Below are 15781 nucleotides of genomic sequence, written 5' to 3' on the forward strand. Positions count from 1 at the left end.
CCGCCGATCGTGTCCCCCCGGGATGCGAAAACGGCCAGGTCCTGAACTGAAACCATGGAAGCATCGCAACTGCAACATATACAACTGAGCGCCTATACCACCGAAAGCGGGGTATCACAGGCCATTGAGCTGTCCTACCAGCTGTTCGGCAGGCCGCTCCACAGCGCCCCCGTCGTCCTGGTAAACCACGCCCTCACCGGAAATTCCAACGTGGCCGGCCCCGATGGCTGGTGGACCTCCCTGGTGGGCCCCGGGAAATGTATTGACACGGATACCTTTACCGTGCTTTGTTTCAATGTGCCGGGCAACGGCTACGACGGGTTCCTGATCGAAAACTACAAGGATTTTATTGCCGGCGACATTGCCAGGATTTTCCTGATGGGGCTGGAATACCTGCAGATACACGAGCTTTTTGCGCTGATCGGCGGGTCCCTGGGGGGCGGGATTGCCTGGGAGATGGCTGCGCTACGGCCCGACCTGGCCAGGCACCTCATCCCGGTGGCATCCGACTGGAAATCCACGGACTGGCTGATCGCAAATTGCCAGATTCAGGAGCAATTCCTGGTGAATTCCTCCCAGCCCGTGCACGACGCACGCATGCACGCCATGCTGTGCTACCGCACCCCGGAGTCTTTCAAGCAGCGCTTCCAAAGGAGCACGGACCAGGCCTCACGACTGTTCAACGTGGAGAGCTGGCTGCTCCACCACGGCAAGAAGCTGCAGGAGCGTTTCCAACTGGCAGCCTACAAGCTGACCAACCAGCTGCTGAAAACCATAGACATCACCCGCCGGGGGGAGGAAGCCTTCCGCCAGCTGCAGCAGAGCGGCACCCATATCCATATCATCGGCGTGGATTCCGACCTGTTTTTTACGGCAGCCGAAAACAAGGAAACCTATAAGCAACTCGCCCAGGTAAACACGAACGTCACCTATGGGGAAATCCATTCGGTCCATGGGCATGACGCCTTCCTGATCGAATTCGGCCAGATGGAGGAACTGCTGCGGGACGTCTTTGGCGGGAACCGGGCCAAACCCCTTAAGGTGCTTAAATTCGGGGGCAAGTCCCTGGCCAACGGGGAGGGCATCAGCCGCGTTCTCGATATCATTTCGGGCCGGTATGCCGGGGGGGAACGCCTGGCCGTGGTGCTCTCGGCCCGGGAAAAGGCCACGGACCAGCTGGAGGCGCTCCTGCAGCTCGCTTCGGATGGCAAGGACTACAAGGAGGCCTTTGACCGTTTTGAGAAATACCAGCGGCATACCTTTTCCAATGTCAGCCTGGGGGATTCCTTCGATGCGCTTGCCAGGTTGCTGGAAGGGGTGCGCCTGCTGGGGGATTACAGCCCCAAGATCAGGGACCAGGTACTGGCCTTCGGGGAGCTGATTTCGGCCCGCCTGGTTACCAAACTGCTGATCGGGCGGGGGGTGAAGGCGGAGCTGGTGGATGCCCGGGACCTGATCCGTACGGATTCCGGGTTTGGCAATGCCCAGGTGCTCGACGAGGTTTCCCGTGAGAATACCATCCGTTACTTTTCCGCACTCCCCGCGGACACGGTGGCGGTGGTGACCGGCTTTATCGCCTCCAACGCGCTTGGGGAGACCACCACTCTGGGCCGGAACGGCAGCAACTACACGGCTTCCCTCCTGGCCAACTACCTCAACGCAGGGGAGTTGCAGAATTACACCCATGTAAACGGGATATTCACCGCCAACCCGGAACTTGTCCCGGAAGCCCAGCGCATAGCGCAGCTCTCCTACGCCGAGGCCAATGAACTGGCAAATTTCGGGGCGACCATCCTGCACGCCAAGACCATCATACCGCTGCTGGAGAAAAACATCCCCCTGCGTATCCTGAATACCTTTGACAATGACGGGGAGGGGACGCTGATCAGTGCCAGTTCCAGTCGCGAGGGGATCCGTTCCCTTTCCGTCATCGAGCACGAGGCGCTGATCCACCTCGAGGGCCGTGGATTGCTCGGGAAGGTCGGGGTGGATGCCCGGATTTTCCGGGCGCTCGGGCAGAGCGGTATCAGTGTGGGGATCATTTCCCAGGGCTCCTCCGAGCGCGGCATCGGCCTGGTGGTGAAGGCGGAAGCGGCACAGCGCGCCCGCCTTGCCCTGGAAGCGGAATTCGAGGAGGATTTCCGCCGGCAGGACATCACCCGGATCCACATTACCTCCGATGTTTCGGTCATCTCCATCGTCGGGCAGGACCTGAGCACCTTCCACAAACCCTATAACGCCCTGATCCGCAACCAGGTAGTCCCCCTGTTGTTCAACAACACGGTTACCGGGAAAAACGTAAGCCTGGTGGTGCGCAAGGCAGATATGCTCAAGGCGCTGAACGTCATCCACGGGCAGATCTTCGGCATCAGCAAGAAGATCAACCTGGCCATTTTCGGGATCGGTACCGTAGGCAGCACGCTGATGGACCAGCTGCTGGACTCGGCTGCCAAGATCGAGGCCCGAAAAGGCATTCACCTGAACATCTTTGCGGTGGCCAACTCCCGCCGGCTGCTGCTCGACAGGACGGGTATTTCAGATGACTGGAAATCCCGCATGGATGAAGCCGACGACGGCTATGAGCTCTCCGCCCTGTTCGATTATGCCCGGGCGCACCACCTGGAAAACCTGATTGCCGTGGACAATACGGCCAGCGAGGCATTCGTGGCCCGGTATTTCGACTTTGTCGAGAACGGTTTTGACCTGGTTTCCTCGAATAAGATTGCGAATACCCTGGGCTACAACTACTACCGCCTGCTCCGCGAGGAACTGGCGGAATACCAGAAACAATACCTTTATGAGACCAATGTCGGGGCCGGCCTGCCGCTGATCGACACCATAGCGCTGCTGCACCTCTCGGGGGAGAACATCACCCGGATCCGAGGGGTTTTCTCCGGTTCCCTCAGCTATATCTTTAACACCTTCTCCAGGGGGGAAACCGCATTTTCCCAATGTGTGCGGGACGCCGTGCAAAAAGGGTTTACGGAGCCCGACCCCCGGGAAGACCTATCCGGTAATGACGTGGGGCGCAAGCTCCTCATCCTGGCCCGGGAACTCGACCTGCAGAACGAGTTCGGGGACATCGCCATCGAAAACCTGATACCGGAGGAAATGCGGGGCGTAAGCAGGGAAAACTTCCTGGGATCCCTGGGGGACCTGGACGCCCGGTTCAATGCCATCCGGGACAAGCAGCAGCCCGGCCACGTCCTCCGTTACGTGGGGGAACTGTCAGGGGATCTGCAGCAGGACAAGGGGATCCTGGAGGTCAAGCTGGTTTCCGTACCCGGGGACAGCCCGCTGGGGCAGGTGCGGGATGCGGACTCCCTGATTGAGATTTATACCGAATCCTACGGGAAGCGGCCACTGGTCATCCAGGGGGCCGGTGCCGGAGCAGCCGTTACCGCCCGGGGGGTATTCGGCGATATTTTGCGCATAGCCGAAAAAGGATATGCCGTTTAACCAGAATAACTGTTTGCCATGAAGAAACACAAACCGGAAACCGACGCTATCCGCACACAGATCAACCGGACGGAGTTCCTGGAGCATTCCGCACCCCTTTACCTGAGTTCGAGTTTTGTTTTCGAGGATGCGGAGGACATGCGGGCATCCTTTGCCGAGGAGAAGGACCGCACCATCTATTCCCGGTATGCGAACCCGAATACCTCCGAGTGGATCGAAAAGGTCTGCAAGATGGAGGGGGCGGAAGACGGCTTTGCCTTTGCCTCCGGTATGGCGGCCGTCTTTTCCACCATGGCGGCCCTGCTCGACAGCGGTGACCACGTGGTGTCTTCCCGCTCGGTCTTCGGGTCTACCCATACGCTGTTTACGCAGATCTTCCCCAAATGGGATATCAGCCACTCCTATTTCCGCTTCGACGACCTGGATGCCATCGAAGGCCTGATCCGGCCGAATACCCGGTTGCTCTACGCCGAGTCCCCGACCAACCCCGGGGTGGATGTGCTGGACCTGGAGGCCCTGGGACGGATCGCCCGCAAACACAACCTGCTCCTGGTCATCGACAACTGTTTTGCCACGCCCTACCTGCAGCAACCCATCCGTTTCGGGGCCGATCTGGTCATTCATTCAGGCACCAAACTGATGGACGGTCAGGGCCGCGTACTGGCCGGGATCACGGTTGGCAGCAGGGAGCTCATCGACCGGGTCTACCGGTTCTCCCGCATTACCGGCCCGGCCCTGTCGCCCTTCAACGCCTGGCTCCTCTCCAAGAGCATGGAGACCCTGGCTGTCCGGGTAGACCGGCATTGCGAGAATGCCCTGAAGGTGGCGGAATTCCTCTCCGGCCATCCCAGGGTCAACTGGGTCAAGTATCCGTTCCTGCCTTCCCACCCGCAATACGACCTGGCGCGCAAGCAGATGAAAGCCGGCGGGTGCGTGGTCGCCTTTGAAGTCCAGGGCGGGGTAGCGGGGGGGCGGAACTTCTTTGACGGGATCCGCCTGTTGTCCCTCTCGGCCAACCTGGGGGATACCCGAAGTATTGTCACCCATCCGGCGTCCACCACCCACAGCAAGCTGAGCCCGGAAGAGCGGATGGAATCGGGCATTACGGACGGCATGGTCAGGATCTCCGTGGGACTGGAACACCCGGACGATATCTGCGCGGACCTGAAACAGGCACTGGATGCCTTGAAATAGGGGGGAAGTAGCCCTATTTTACCTATCTTGCTACTATGCTATCCAAGAAAACAAAATACGGGTTGAAGGCACTGACCTACCTGGCAGCCCAGAAGGACCGGGAACCCGTTCAGATTGCCGAGATCGCCCGGCATGAGAATATTTCCCAGAAATTCCTGGAAAGTATCCTGCTGACCCTGCGCAAGAATGGGTTCCTGGGTTCCAAGAAGGGGAAGGGCGGCGGCTACTACCTGATCAAGGACCCCTCCGAGATACGGATGACCAGCGTCATGCGCGTACTGGAAGGCCCGATTGCGATGGTCCCCTGCGTGAGCCTCAATTTCTATGAGCCCTGCGAAGATTGCCCGGACGAGGCGGCCTGCTCCGTCCACAAACTCATGCTGATGGTCCGCGACAGTGCCCTGGCCGTATACCGCAACCACACCCTGGCGGACTTTGTCTGAGCCGGCGCCTGCCTGACCCAAACGGGACACAACCCCGCCCGGTTATAGATACCTCATTGAAAAGTTTGCAAATTCAACGGCTTTTTTTTATTAATCTATTAAAACGATAGGAATATTATACATTTTAGCGCTTTTTAACGTTGTGGAATAAAAAAGAAATGTAGTTTTGGAATTCATTACCCTAGTAAGTATATAGATTAAAAGATATGGTTATCTCCGAATCACAGATCAGGCATCTGAACCACCAGTTAAAAGGGATCCCCCCGGAAGAGATCATTTCCTGGGCCCTGGACCGTGCCAAACGGCCGGTGCTTACCACGAATTTCCGACCCTATGAGGTCGCCATCCTCCATGCAGTGACAGATATCGACCGCCGGGTACCGGTGATCTGGTGCGACACGGGTTACAATACCCCCCAGACCTACCGGCATGCCGAGGAGCTTATTGTAAGGTTGCAGCTGGATATCCGGCTGTACGTGCCCAAACAGACGGCCGCCCACCGGGATGCCATCATGGGGATCCCGGATATTGAGGACCCCCGCCATGAACTCTTTACCGAACAGGTGAAACTCGAGCCCTTCCGTCGTGCCATGTCCGAGCACAAGCCGGATGTATGGTTTACAAACCTGCGGAAGGGGCAAACCGCCCACCGCGACACGCTGGATATCCTCAGCCTCAGCCGGGATGGCGTTTTAAAGGTAAGCCCCTTTTATTACTGGGACGATACGCAACTGGACGCCTATCTGGAAAACCGGGGCCTCCCCAACGAACACACCTATTTTGACCCGACCAAGGTGCTGGAGAACCGCGAATGCGGCCTGCACACCTGACGGGCGGGAAATGAAGGGTCAACCGGAAGGAAAAGACCGCCCCCACGGGAGCGGCCCACCCCTGCCGGAACAGCTAAAGGCCAGCGCCCAGGCAGTTTTATAAAACTATTAAATCGATAGGATAAACAGAATATGAAAAGCTTTCGCACTGAAATAGAAAACCCGGTTGTTGAGAAGGACATCATCGAATTGGAAAAGAAGATTCGGGCGTTCAGGGAAGGCGAGCTGAACGAAGAAAAATTCCGCAGCCTGCGTCTGGCGCGGGGGGTTTACGGCCAGCGGCAGCCCGGCGTGCAGATGATACGGATCAAACTGCCCTACGGGAAAGTCACCTCCCACCAATTGAGGCGGATTGCCTCGGTCTCCGATGAATATTCCACCGGGACGCTGCACATCACCACCCGCCAGGATATTCAGATCCACTATGTGGACCTGGAGCGCACCCCGGAACTCTGGGCCGAACTCGAAAGAGACCAGGTAACCCTACGGGAGGCCTGCGGCAACACGGTCCGCAATGTGACCGCCAGTGAGACAGCAGGGATCGACCCGGAGGAGCCCTTCGATGTTTCCCCCTATGCCCAGGCGCTATTCGAATACTTCCTGCGCAACCCCATCGGTCAGGAAATGGGACGGAAATTCAAGGTGAGCTTCTCGGCAACCGAGGCAGACACCGGCCTGTCCTATATGCACGACCTGGGGTTCATCGCCAGGGAACAAATCGGGGTGCGGGGCTTCAAGGTGCTCGTTGGCGGGGGCCTGGGGGCACAGCCGCGGCACGCGGACGTCCTGTACGAATTCCTCCCCCAGGAGCAGGTCATTCCCCTGATGGAACGCGTCATCCGCGTCTTTGACCGCTACGGGGAACGAAAGAGCCGGGCCAAGGCCCGCATGAAGTTCCTCCTGAAAGATATTGGCCTGGACCGGTTCCGGGAGCTGCTCGAGGAGGAAACCCCGGGGCTTCCCATACGGGAATTGCCTATCGATGTATCGGATTACCCCGAGCCGGAACCTGCCAGCCAGGCACCGGCCCCCGTGGAGCTGGAAGACCAGGCGGCCTACCAGGCCTGGAAACGGACGAATACCCTTGCCCAGAAACAGCCGGGGTATGCAGCCGTGGGCCTGAGGGTATTCCTAGGGAATTTCACCAGTGACCAGGCCCGCCAACTAGCCGGCCTCATCGAGACCTACGCAGCTTCCGAACTGCGGCTGAGCCTGCGCCAGAACATCCTGATCCCCTTTGTGAGGGAGGAATGGTTGCCTAATTTCTACCAGGAGCTCCGGAAGATTGGACTGGCGGCGCCAGGTTATAATACGGCCGCCGATATCACGGCCTGCCCCGGCACGGATACCTGTAACCTGGGGATTGCCAGCAGTACCGGGATTGCCAGCGAACTGGAACGCCTGATCTCCGTGGAATACCCGGATTTCATCCACAACCCGGATGTGGTGATCAAGATCAGCGGCTGTATGAACGCCTGCGGCCAGCACACCATGGCCCATATTGGTTTCCAGGGCATGTCCATCCGCACCCGGGACAAGCGGGTGGCCCCGGCCCTGCAGGTATTGTTGGGCGGCGGGAACAAGGGGGGCGGAAACGGCCTGTTTGCGGACAAGGTGATCAAGATCCCTTCCAAACGGGGCCCACAGGCGCTGCGCCTGATTTTGGACGACTACCTCCGGAATGGCGGCGGCCAGTCCTATGATGCCTATTACCAGGGGCAGGGACAGGCCTATTTCTACGAGATGCTGAAACCCCTGTCGGACATCACCGATTTACAGCCGGAGGACTTCATCGACTGGGGGAACCAGGAGAAGTACGAAAAAGCCATTGGCATCGGGGAATGCGCAGGGGTCGTTATCGACCTGGTCGCGACGCTGTTGCTGGATGCGGAGGAAAAAATTGCAGATGCCCGGGAAGCCCTGGCATCCGGCAAATGGGCAGCATCCGTCTACTTTGCCTACAGTGCCCAGATCCATGCGGCCAAGGCGCTGCTGACTTCGGAGGAGGTCTCCGTCAACACCCACGCGTCCATCCTGGAGGATTTTGATACCCATTATGTGGCCAGTGGCCGCGGCTTCGGGCCCGGGTCGTTCCGGGAAGCCGTCCTGCGGATGAACCAGCAGGCACCTGACGCGGATTTTGCCAGGGAGTACCTGGAGCAGGCCCGGGCCTTCATCTCACAGGCAGCCGCTTTCCGCCAAAAAGAATTGAGCCATGTATCCTGAAGGAAAATTAACGGTTATCGGAGCGGGCCCGGGGGACCCGGAACTCATCACCCTCAAAGCCCTCAGGGTCCTTGAGCAGGCCGATGTGGTCCTCTACGATGCCCTGGTATCCACCGAGCTGCTCGCCCATGCCCCCCGGGCCGAATGCATCTTCGTCGGCAAGCGGAAAGGCTGCGTGTCATTCCGCCAGCCGCAGATCAACGACCTGATCGTCGCCAGGGGACAACAGGGGAAACACGTGGTCCGCCTCAAAGGCGGCGACCCTTTTGTCTTCGGGCGGGGTGCAGAGGAAATGGCCCATGCCGCCGCCCATGGCCTGGAGGTGGCCGTGGTCCCGGGTATTTCATCGGGCCTGTCGGTCCCGGCGTCCCAGCATATCCCGGTTACCCTCCGGGGGGTTGCCGAGGGCTTCTGGGTGATCACGGGGACGACCCGGGAGCATGCACTGAGCAAGGATGTGGCCCTGGCAGCCCAATCATCTGCCACGGTGGTGATCTTGATGGGCATGTCCAAACTGGCTGAAATTACCCGCCTTTTCCAGGCCAGCGGCAAAGGGGATACCCCCGTTGCCGTGATTCAGGAGGGCACCACCTCCCGGGAGCGGATGTGCGTGGGAACGGTGGATAGCATCGTGGACCTGGTGGCCCGGGAAGGCCTGTCGAACCCGGCGGTAATTGTCATCGGGGAAACCGTGAGGCACCGCGAACGTACCCGGCAAACGGTATCGGGGCTGGAAGGGGTTGCCACCGCAACTGAGACCGCCGGAGCCGGAACCGTCTTTACCCACCCCACGAAAATCATATAAACATGGATCGCAACAACCTCTATCCCATATTCCTGAAGTGCAGGACCCTGGATATCCTGATTGTCGGGGGCGGCAATGTGGCCGAGGAAAAACTCTTTTTCCTGACCAAATCCAGCCCGGATGCGCGGGTAACCCTGGTAGCGCCTTTCTTCCGGGAAGGCACCCTGGAACTGGCTGCCGAATTCGGGGCGACAACCATCCTGGGGGAATACCACCCGGGTTACCTGCAGGAGAAACACCTGGTGATCGCCACCACGGACAAACCCGAAGTCAATGAAAAAATATTCCATGACTGCCGCCAACGCCATATCCTGGTAAATGTGGCCGACAACCCGCCCCTGTGCGATTTCTACATGGGGGGCATCGTGACCAAGGGACATGTCAAAATTGCTATCAGCACCAATGGGCAGTCTCCCACCACCGCCAAGAGGCTGCGGCAATTTTTCGAAGCCGTGCTCCCGGAAGATATCAGCCGGATGGTGGAATACCTGAATGCCTACCGGAAAACCCTCCGGGGCGATTTTGAGGAAAAAGTGAACGAAATGAACAAAGCCACCCGGAAACTGGTGGCCCAAAAGACAAAAATCTAAGATGATACAAACCGATATCCTGATAATTGGCGCCGGGCCCACCGGCCTCTTTACCGTATTTGAAGCCGGACTGCTCCAGATGAAGTGCCACCTGATCGATGCATTGCCGCAACCGGGCGGGCAATGTGCCGAGATCTACCCGAAAAAGCCCATCTACGATATCCCGGCCTATCCCGAAATACTGGCGGGCGACCTGGTGGATCGGCTCATGGAGCAGATCCGGCCGTTCAACCCGGGCTTTACCCTCGGGCAGCGGGCCGAGACCCTGGAAAAGCAGGAGGACGGGCAGTTTGTGGTCACCACCAACAAGGGCGTCCGACACAAAGCACCCGTGGTGGTCATCGCGGGGGGACTGGGGTCCTTTGAGCCCCGGAAACCCCAGATCGACAACCTGGAGGATTTCGAGGACAGGGGGGTCAATTATTTCGTGCGCGACCCGGAGGAGTTCCGCGGCAAGAAGGTGGTGATAGCCGGCGGGGGTGATTCCGCCCTGGACTGGTCCATCTACCTGGCCGATGTCGCCGCCGAGGTGAGCCTGGTACACCGGCGCAATGAATTCCGCGGTGCCCTGGATTCGGTGGAAAAGGCTTCGGCCCTGGCCGCTGCCGGCAAGATCCGCCTCTACACGGAAGCGCAGGTTTCCCGCATCTATGGGGATGCCCACCTGGAAGCGGTGGTGGTGTCCTACAACCAGGAAGACCGCGGGGAGGTCTATGTGGAGGCCGACCATTTTATCCCCCTCTTTGGCCTGTCCCCCAAACTGGGTCCCATCGGGGACTGGGGCCTGGAAATTGAGCGCAATGCCATCCGGGTAAACAATGCCTATGACTACCAGACGAATATCCCCGGGGTATATGCCATTGGGGATGTAAACACCTATCCCGGGAAGCTCAAACTGATCCTGTCCGGGTTCCACGAAGCTGCCGTAATGTGCCAGAGCGCCTACCAGCTGATCAACCCGGGCAAACGCTATGTGATGAAGTACACTACCGTGGGAGGGGTCACCGGGTTTGACGGGAGCAAAAAGGAAGCCAAAAAAGAAGTCATCAAGGCGATAGCCTGAAACGCAAGGCTTGGTTGGCCGGGCCCGGGATTCGCTTCTTTTTAGCGGGTTCCGGGCCTTTTTTTTGTGGGTTCCGGACCTTTTTTTGCCCGTAAAAAAGGAATGGGATTGTTTGCTTTTGAGGCTGCCTTGCCGTTACTTTGCACCAGTTCATTGCCAGCCTGCAAGTTATCAAGAAAGGTGGAGGGATTAGACCCAGTGAAACCTTAGCAACCCTTTCCCTTTTAACGGGCAAAGAAGGTGCTACATTCTATCCGGCAACCGGCCCTGTATAGGGCGCGGTGCACTGCCAGGACAGATAACCAACCAGCCTTCAGGGCTATTGTTACCTTTCCTTTCTCGATGCCGATTTCCCGGCCCGGTATGCCCGGGGACCGCCGACTGCCATGAACCGTAAAACCAAAGCCGAAACGTTGAAACAACCTGAAATGCCTGAGCTCAAAGACTTGCTGGAAAAACGCATCCTGGTGCTGGACGGCGCCATGGGGACCATGTTGCAGCGGTACCGCTTTTCCGAAGCGGATTACCGGGGCGAGCGTTTCCGGGACTGGCCGCAGCCCCTGCAGGGGAACAACGACCTGCTTTCCCTGACGCAGCCCGCGGCCCTGGCCGAGGTGCACCGCGCCTACCTGGAAGCCGGGGCGGATATCCTGGAGACGAATACCTTTTCGGCCACTTCGGTGGGCATGGCGGATTACGGCCTGCAGGACTATGTGCATGAAATCAACGAAGCCGCTGCTCGCATTGCGCGGGAAGAAGCGGATGCCGCCACCGCCAGGAACCCGGAAAAGCCCCGTTTTGTGGCCGGGAGCATCGGCCCCACCAACAAGACGGCAAGCATGTCCCCGGATGTGAATGACCCGGGCTACCGAGCCATCAGTTTTGACGAGTTGCGGATCGCCTACCGGGAACAGGTAATCGGGTTGCTCGACGGGGGGGTGGACCTTTTGTTGGTGGAGACCGTTTTTGATACGCTGAATGCGAAGGCCGCCCTCTTTGCCATCGAGGAGGTCCGGGCCGAGCGGCAGCTCGATACCCCGGTGATGGTGAGTGGCACCATTACCGATGCCTCGGGGCGGACGCTTTCGGGGCAGACGGCCGAGGCCTTCCTGATTTCCGTATCCCACATCCCCATGCTGACCATCGGTCTGAACTGTGCCCTGGGCGCCTCCCAGCTGGTCCCCCACCTGGAGGTACTGGCTGCCCGCGCAGAGGTCGGGGTGTCCGCACACCCTAATGCTGGTTTGCCCAACGCCTTCGGGGAATACGACCAGGACCCGCAGCAGATGGCCGCACAGATCCGGGAATACCTGGAAAAGGGACTGGTCAATATCGTCGGCGGGTGTTGCGGGACCACCCCGGAACATATCCGGGCCCTGGCAGACCTTGTCAAAGACTACCCACCCAGGCCCGTCCCGGATTGGACGGCGGCGGCCCCTAAAATAGCCACCCGCTGATGGAAAGGACCCCGCGATATCTGAAACTGGCCGGGCTGGAACCCCTGGTGGTCACCCCGGAGAGCAACTTCGTCAACGTGGGGGAGCGGACCAACGTGGCCGGTTCCCGGAAGTTCCTCCGCCTGATCAAGGAAGGCAATTTTGAGGAGGCCCTGGAGGTTGCACGCGACCAGGTGGAGGGGGGTGCCCAGATCATCGATGTAAACATGGACGACGGGTTGATCGACGGGAAGACCGCCATGGTCAGCTTCCTGAACCTGATGCTGGCAGAACCCGATATCGCCCGGGTGCCGGTGATGATCGACAGTTCGAAATGGGAGATCATCGAGGCCGGGCTGCAGGTGGTGCAGGGCAAATGCGTGGTCAATTCTATCAGCCTGAAGGAAGGGGAGGCCGTTTTCCTGGAGCAGGCCCGCAAGATCCGCCTGTACGGCGCTGCGGTCATCGTGATGGCCTTTGATGAGACCGGGCAGGCCGACAATTACCAGCGCCGCATCGAGATTGCCGAACGCTCCTACCGCCTGCTGACCGAAAAGGCGGGCTTCCCCCCGGAGGACATCATCTTTGACCTGAATATCTTCCCGGTGGCCACGGGTATGGAAGAACACCGCCGCAATGCGCTGGATTTCATCGAAGCCACAAGCTGGGTCCGGGAGCACCTGCCCCATTGCAGCGTCAGTGGGGGCGTGAGCAACGTATCCTTCAGTTTCCGGGGAAACACCCCGGTGCGGGAGGCCATGCACTCGGCCTTCCTCTACCACGCAATCCGCGCCGGGATGAACATGGGGATCGTCAACCCGACCCTCCTGGAAGTCTACGACGATATCCCGAAGGAATTGCTGGACCATGTGGAGGATGTGCTGCTCGACCGGCGGGACGATGCCACCGAGCGATTGCTGGAATACGCAGAAACCGTTCAGGGTACGCAGAAAGAGCGGAAAACGGATTTAAGCTGGCGGGAAGCCCCCCTGCAGGAGCGGATCACCCGGGCCCTGGTCAAGGGGATTGACCAGTTTATCGAGGAGGACGTGGAAGAGGCACGGCAGGCAGCCGGACGGCCCATCGAAGTCATCGAAGGCCATTTGATGACCGGGATGAACGTGGTCGGGGATCTCTTCGGCAGTGGCAAGATGTTCCTGCCCCAGGTGGTCAAGTCGGCACGGGTCATGAAAAAGGCCGTGGCCTACCTGACCCCGTTTATCGAGGAGGCAAGGGCGGCCGAGCCGGGGAGCAACCGGGCTGCCGGGAAGGTGCTGATGGCCACGGTCAAGGGGGACGTACACGATATCGGCAAAAATATCGTCAGCGTGGTACTCGCCTGCAACAACTACGAAATCATCGACCTCGGGGTGATGGTCCCGCCGGAGCGCATCATCGAAAGGGCCCGGGAGGAGCAGGTGGACATCATCGGGCTGAGCGGCCTGATCACCCCCTCCCTGGACGAAATGGTGTTCCTGGCCAAGGAAATGGAACGTCAGGGCTTCCAGGTTCCCCTCCTCATTGGCGGGGCCACCACCAGCAAGGCGCATACGGCTGTGAAGATCGACCCCCAGTACAGCGCCTCGGTGGTACACGTCAACGATGCCAGCCGGGCGGTAACCGTGGTGGGGGATCTGTTGCAGGAACGGCATTCGGACAACTATAAAAAGGCCATCAAGCTCGACTACGAATCGTTCCGGGAAAAATTCCTGCAGCGCGGGAAGGCCAGGGAGTACCTGTCGCTGGAGGCGGCGCGTGCCAACCGGCTGGTCCTGGATTTCGGGCCGGAAACGATCAAAATACCCCGCAGGCTGGGAATCCAGGTGCTGGATACCATTGACCTGAGGAAGCTCGAGCCCTTCATCGACTGGTCCCCGTTTTTCCGGTCCTGGGACCTGCACGGGAAATTCCCCGACATCCTGGAGGACCCGGTGGTGGGGCAGCAGGCCTCTGGCCTGTACGGGGATGCCAGGAAGATGCTGCGCAAGATCATCCGGGATAAATCCCTTACGGCCAAAGCCGTTTTCGGGCTGTTCCCTGCCGCGTCCACCGGACGGGACGATATCGAAATTACAGGGACGGACAACCATCCCTATGTGTTCCGCACCCTCCGCCAGCAATCGCTAAAAAAAGCCGGTGTGCCCAACCGGGCGCTTTCGGATTATATCGCCCCCGCAGCCTCGGGGATCCAGGATTATATGGGGTGTTTCTGCGTGACTGCCGGCCTGGGCACCCAGGAGCTTGCCCAGGGGTACCAGGACCGTCTGGACGATTACAACAGCATCCTGGTCAAAGCCCTGGCCGACCGCCTGGCGGAAGCCGCCGCCGAATACCTCCACCGGGAGGTGCGCGTACTGCACTGGGGATATGCGCCGGGGGAGACCCTGGACAACGCCGCCCTGATCCGGGAAGCGTACAAGGGGATCCGTCCCGCTCCGGGATACCCCGCCTGCCCGGACCACCTGGAGAAGGAAACCATCTGGGAGGTACTCGATGTGGAGAATGCCATCGGCGTCCGCCTGACGGAAAGCCTGGCCATGTGGCCGGCAGCGAGCGTCAGCGGCTATTATTTCGCCCACCCGGAAGCCAGGTACTTCGGGTTGGGGAAGATTGCCCGTGACCAGCTCGAAGACTACGCAGAGCGCAAGGGAATCCCTCTGGAAGTTGCCGAAAAATGGCTGCAGCCCAACCTGGCCGAGGTAACGGCCCTCGTCCGATAAACCGACCGAACAGAAACTGTATATGAAAGTTACCGAACATATTGCAAACGCCAGGGAAACCCTTTTTTCCTTCGAAGTCATCCCGCCCCTGAAGGGCCGCAAGATCGAGGAGCTCTACCGCAATATCGACCCGCTGATGGAATTCAAGCCGCCGTTTATCGACGTGACGACCTCCAGGGAGGAGTACGTGTACATCGACCGGGACGGACTCTTCGAAAAGCAGGTAACCCGCATGCGGCCCGGGACGCTGGGAATCTGTGCCTCCATCAAGCACAAGTACGATGTGGACACCATCCCCCATGTGCTTTGCGGCGGTTTTACCAAGGAGGAGACCGAATACCTGCTGGTGGACTGCCACTACCTGGGTATTGACAACGTCATGGCGCTGAGGGGGGATGCCATGAAGGAACAGAAGTACTTTGAGCCCACCCAGGGGGGCCATCCCTATGCCTCCGAACTCGTCCGGCAGATCGAGCACCTCAACCGGGGGCAGTACCTGCACGATGTCGTGGAGACGGACAATTGCCCGGATTTCTGCATCGGGGTGGCGGGGTATCCGGAAAAGCACCTGGAATCCCCGTCCCTCCGCACCGACATCAAATGGCTCAAGCACAAGGTGGACCTGGGGGCCGACTATATCGTTACCCAGATGTTTTTCGACAACCGGAAGTATTTTGAATTCGTCGCCCTGGCGAGGGAAATGGGGATTACCGTGCCCATTATCCCGGGGATCAAGCCCATTGCTGTGAAGCGGCACCTGCAATTGCTACCCCAGGTATTCCGCACCGAATTGCCGGAAACCCTGATCGAGGCCGTGGAGGCCTGCAAGGACAACAAGGCGGTCCGCCAGGTGGGCATCGAATGGGCCATTGAGCAATCCAAAGAACTCCGGGAGGCCGGGGTACCCGTGTTGCACTACTATTCCATGGGGAAATCGGACAATATCGAGGCGATTGCCCGGGCGGTTTTTTAGACAGGCGCCCCTGCCGCCAATAGCCCAAAAAACCTACCTTTG

The 15781-nt window shown here is 59.3% G+C and carries 11 protein-coding genes and 1 riboswitch; all 11 genes read left to right on the plus strand.

Translation table 11 applies throughout. The features are described 5' to 3' along the window. Window positions 1-54 precede the first annotated feature (54 nt). Window positions 55-3459 carry a bifunctional aspartate kinase/homoserine dehydrogenase I gene (gene thrA, locus H7F20_RS06245; protein ID WP_185785249.1) on the plus strand — a complete coding sequence of 1135 codons (3405 nt, stop codon included), beginning with the start codon at window positions 55-57 and terminating at the stop codon, window positions 3457-3459. An 18-nt stretch (window positions 3460-3477) separates the two neighbouring features. Beyond that, complete coding sequence (locus H7F20_RS06250) at window positions 3478-4653, plus strand: PLP-dependent aspartate aminotransferase family protein (RefSeq protein ID WP_185785250.1); 1176 nt, start codon at window positions 3478-3480, stop codon at window positions 4651-4653. Window positions 4654-4688: 35 nt separating this feature from the next. Then, window positions 4689-5096, plus strand: a complete 408-nt coding sequence (locus H7F20_RS06255) for an Rrf2 family transcriptional regulator (protein WP_185785251.1) — start codon at window positions 4689-4691, stop codon at window positions 5094-5096. 206 nt (window positions 5097-5302) lie between these two features. Beyond that, on the plus strand, window positions 5303-5926 hold the full coding sequence (locus tag H7F20_RS06260; RefSeq protein WP_185785252.1) for a phosphoadenosine phosphosulfate reductase family protein: 624 nt from the start codon (window positions 5303-5305) through the stop codon (window positions 5924-5926). A 132-nt stretch (window positions 5927-6058) separates the two neighbouring features. Then, window positions 6059-8152, plus strand: coding sequence for a HEPN domain-containing protein (locus H7F20_RS06265; protein ID WP_185785253.1), 2094 nt, complete (start codon window positions 6059-6061; stop codon window positions 8150-8152). Then, the gene (gene cobA, locus H7F20_RS06270) at window positions 8142-8957 is read left to right on the plus strand and encodes a uroporphyrinogen-III C-methyltransferase (protein ID WP_185785254.1); all 816 of its coding nucleotides are present in this window, start codon (window positions 8142-8144) and stop codon (window positions 8955-8957) included. The genes H7F20_RS06265 and cobA overlap by 11 nt, the downstream gene beginning before the upstream one ends. 2 nt (window positions 8958-8959) lie before the next feature. Further along, window positions 8960-9547 (plus strand): bifunctional precorrin-2 dehydrogenase/sirohydrochlorin ferrochelatase, encoded by a 588-nt coding sequence (locus tag H7F20_RS06275; RefSeq protein ID WP_185785255.1) that lies wholly within the window; start codon window positions 8960-8962, stop codon window positions 9545-9547. A gap of 1 nt (window position 9548) precedes the next feature. Further along, complete coding sequence (locus H7F20_RS06280) at window positions 9549-10610, plus strand: NAD(P)/FAD-dependent oxidoreductase (protein WP_185785256.1); 1062 nt, start codon at window positions 9549-9551, stop codon at window positions 10608-10610. 165 nt (window positions 10611-10775) lie between these two features. Beyond that, window positions 10776-10915: riboswitch (SAM riboswitch) on the plus strand. Between the two features lie 123 nt (window positions 10916-11038). Continuing rightward, window positions 11039-12067 carry a homocysteine S-methyltransferase family protein gene (locus H7F20_RS06285; RefSeq protein WP_185785257.1) on the plus strand — a complete coding sequence of 343 codons (1029 nt, stop codon included), beginning with the start codon at window positions 11039-11041 and terminating at the stop codon, window positions 12065-12067. After that, entirely contained in the window at window positions 12067-14766 is a 2700-nt protein-coding gene (gene metH, locus H7F20_RS06290) for a methionine synthase (protein ID WP_185785258.1), read from the plus strand. The genes H7F20_RS06285 and metH overlap by 1 nt, the downstream gene beginning before the upstream one ends. Window positions 14767-14788: 22 nt before the next feature. Continuing rightward, window positions 14789-15739 (plus strand): methylenetetrahydrofolate reductase [NAD(P)H], encoded by a 951-nt coding sequence (gene metF / locus H7F20_RS06295; RefSeq protein ID WP_185785259.1) that lies wholly within the window; start codon window positions 14789-14791, stop codon window positions 15737-15739. Window positions 15740-15781: the final 42 nt, after the last annotated feature.

Origin of the sequence: Robiginitalea sp. SC105, assembly GCF_014243345.1 — a bacterium.
GTDB lineage: Bacteria > Bacteroidota > Bacteroidia > Flavobacteriales > Flavobacteriaceae > Robiginitalea.

Excerpts from the sequence above, each read along its gene's own strand:
- H7F20_RS06285 (WP_185785257.1), top strand. The coding sequence starts at position 11,039 with ATGCCTGAGCTCAAAGACTTGCTGGAAAAACGCATCCTGGTGCTGGAC.
- H7F20_RS06275 (WP_185785255.1), top strand. The coding sequence starts at position 8,960 with ATGGATCGCAACAACCTCTATCCCATATTCCTGAAGTGCAGGACCCTG.
- cobA (WP_185785254.1), top strand. The coding sequence starts at position 8,142 with ATGTATCCTGAAGGAAAATTAACGGTTATCGGAGCGGGCCCGGGGGAC.
- H7F20_RS06280 (WP_185785256.1), top strand. The coding sequence starts at position 9,549 with ATGATACAAACCGATATCCTGATAATTGGCGCCGGGCCCACCGGCCTC.
- metH (WP_185785258.1), top strand. The coding sequence starts at position 12,067 with ATGGAAAGGACCCCGCGATATCTGAAACTGGCCGGGCTGGAACCCCTG.
- thrA (WP_185785249.1), top strand. The coding sequence starts at position 55 with ATGGAAGCATCGCAACTGCAACATATACAACTGAGCGCCTATACCACC.
- H7F20_RS06255 (WP_185785251.1), top strand. The coding sequence starts at position 4,689 with ATGCTATCCAAGAAAACAAAATACGGGTTGAAGGCACTGACCTACCTG.
- H7F20_RS06260 (WP_185785252.1), top strand. The coding sequence starts at position 5,303 with ATGGTTATCTCCGAATCACAGATCAGGCATCTGAACCACCAGTTAAAA.
- metF (WP_185785259.1), top strand. The coding sequence starts at position 14,789 with ATGAAAGTTACCGAACATATTGCAAACGCCAGGGAAACCCTTTTTTCC.
- H7F20_RS06265 (WP_185785253.1), top strand. The coding sequence starts at position 6,059 with ATGAAAAGCTTTCGCACTGAAATAGAAAACCCGGTTGTTGAGAAGGAC.
- H7F20_RS06250 (WP_185785250.1), top strand. The coding sequence starts at position 3,478 with ATGAAGAAACACAAACCGGAAACCGACGCTATCCGCACACAGATCAAC.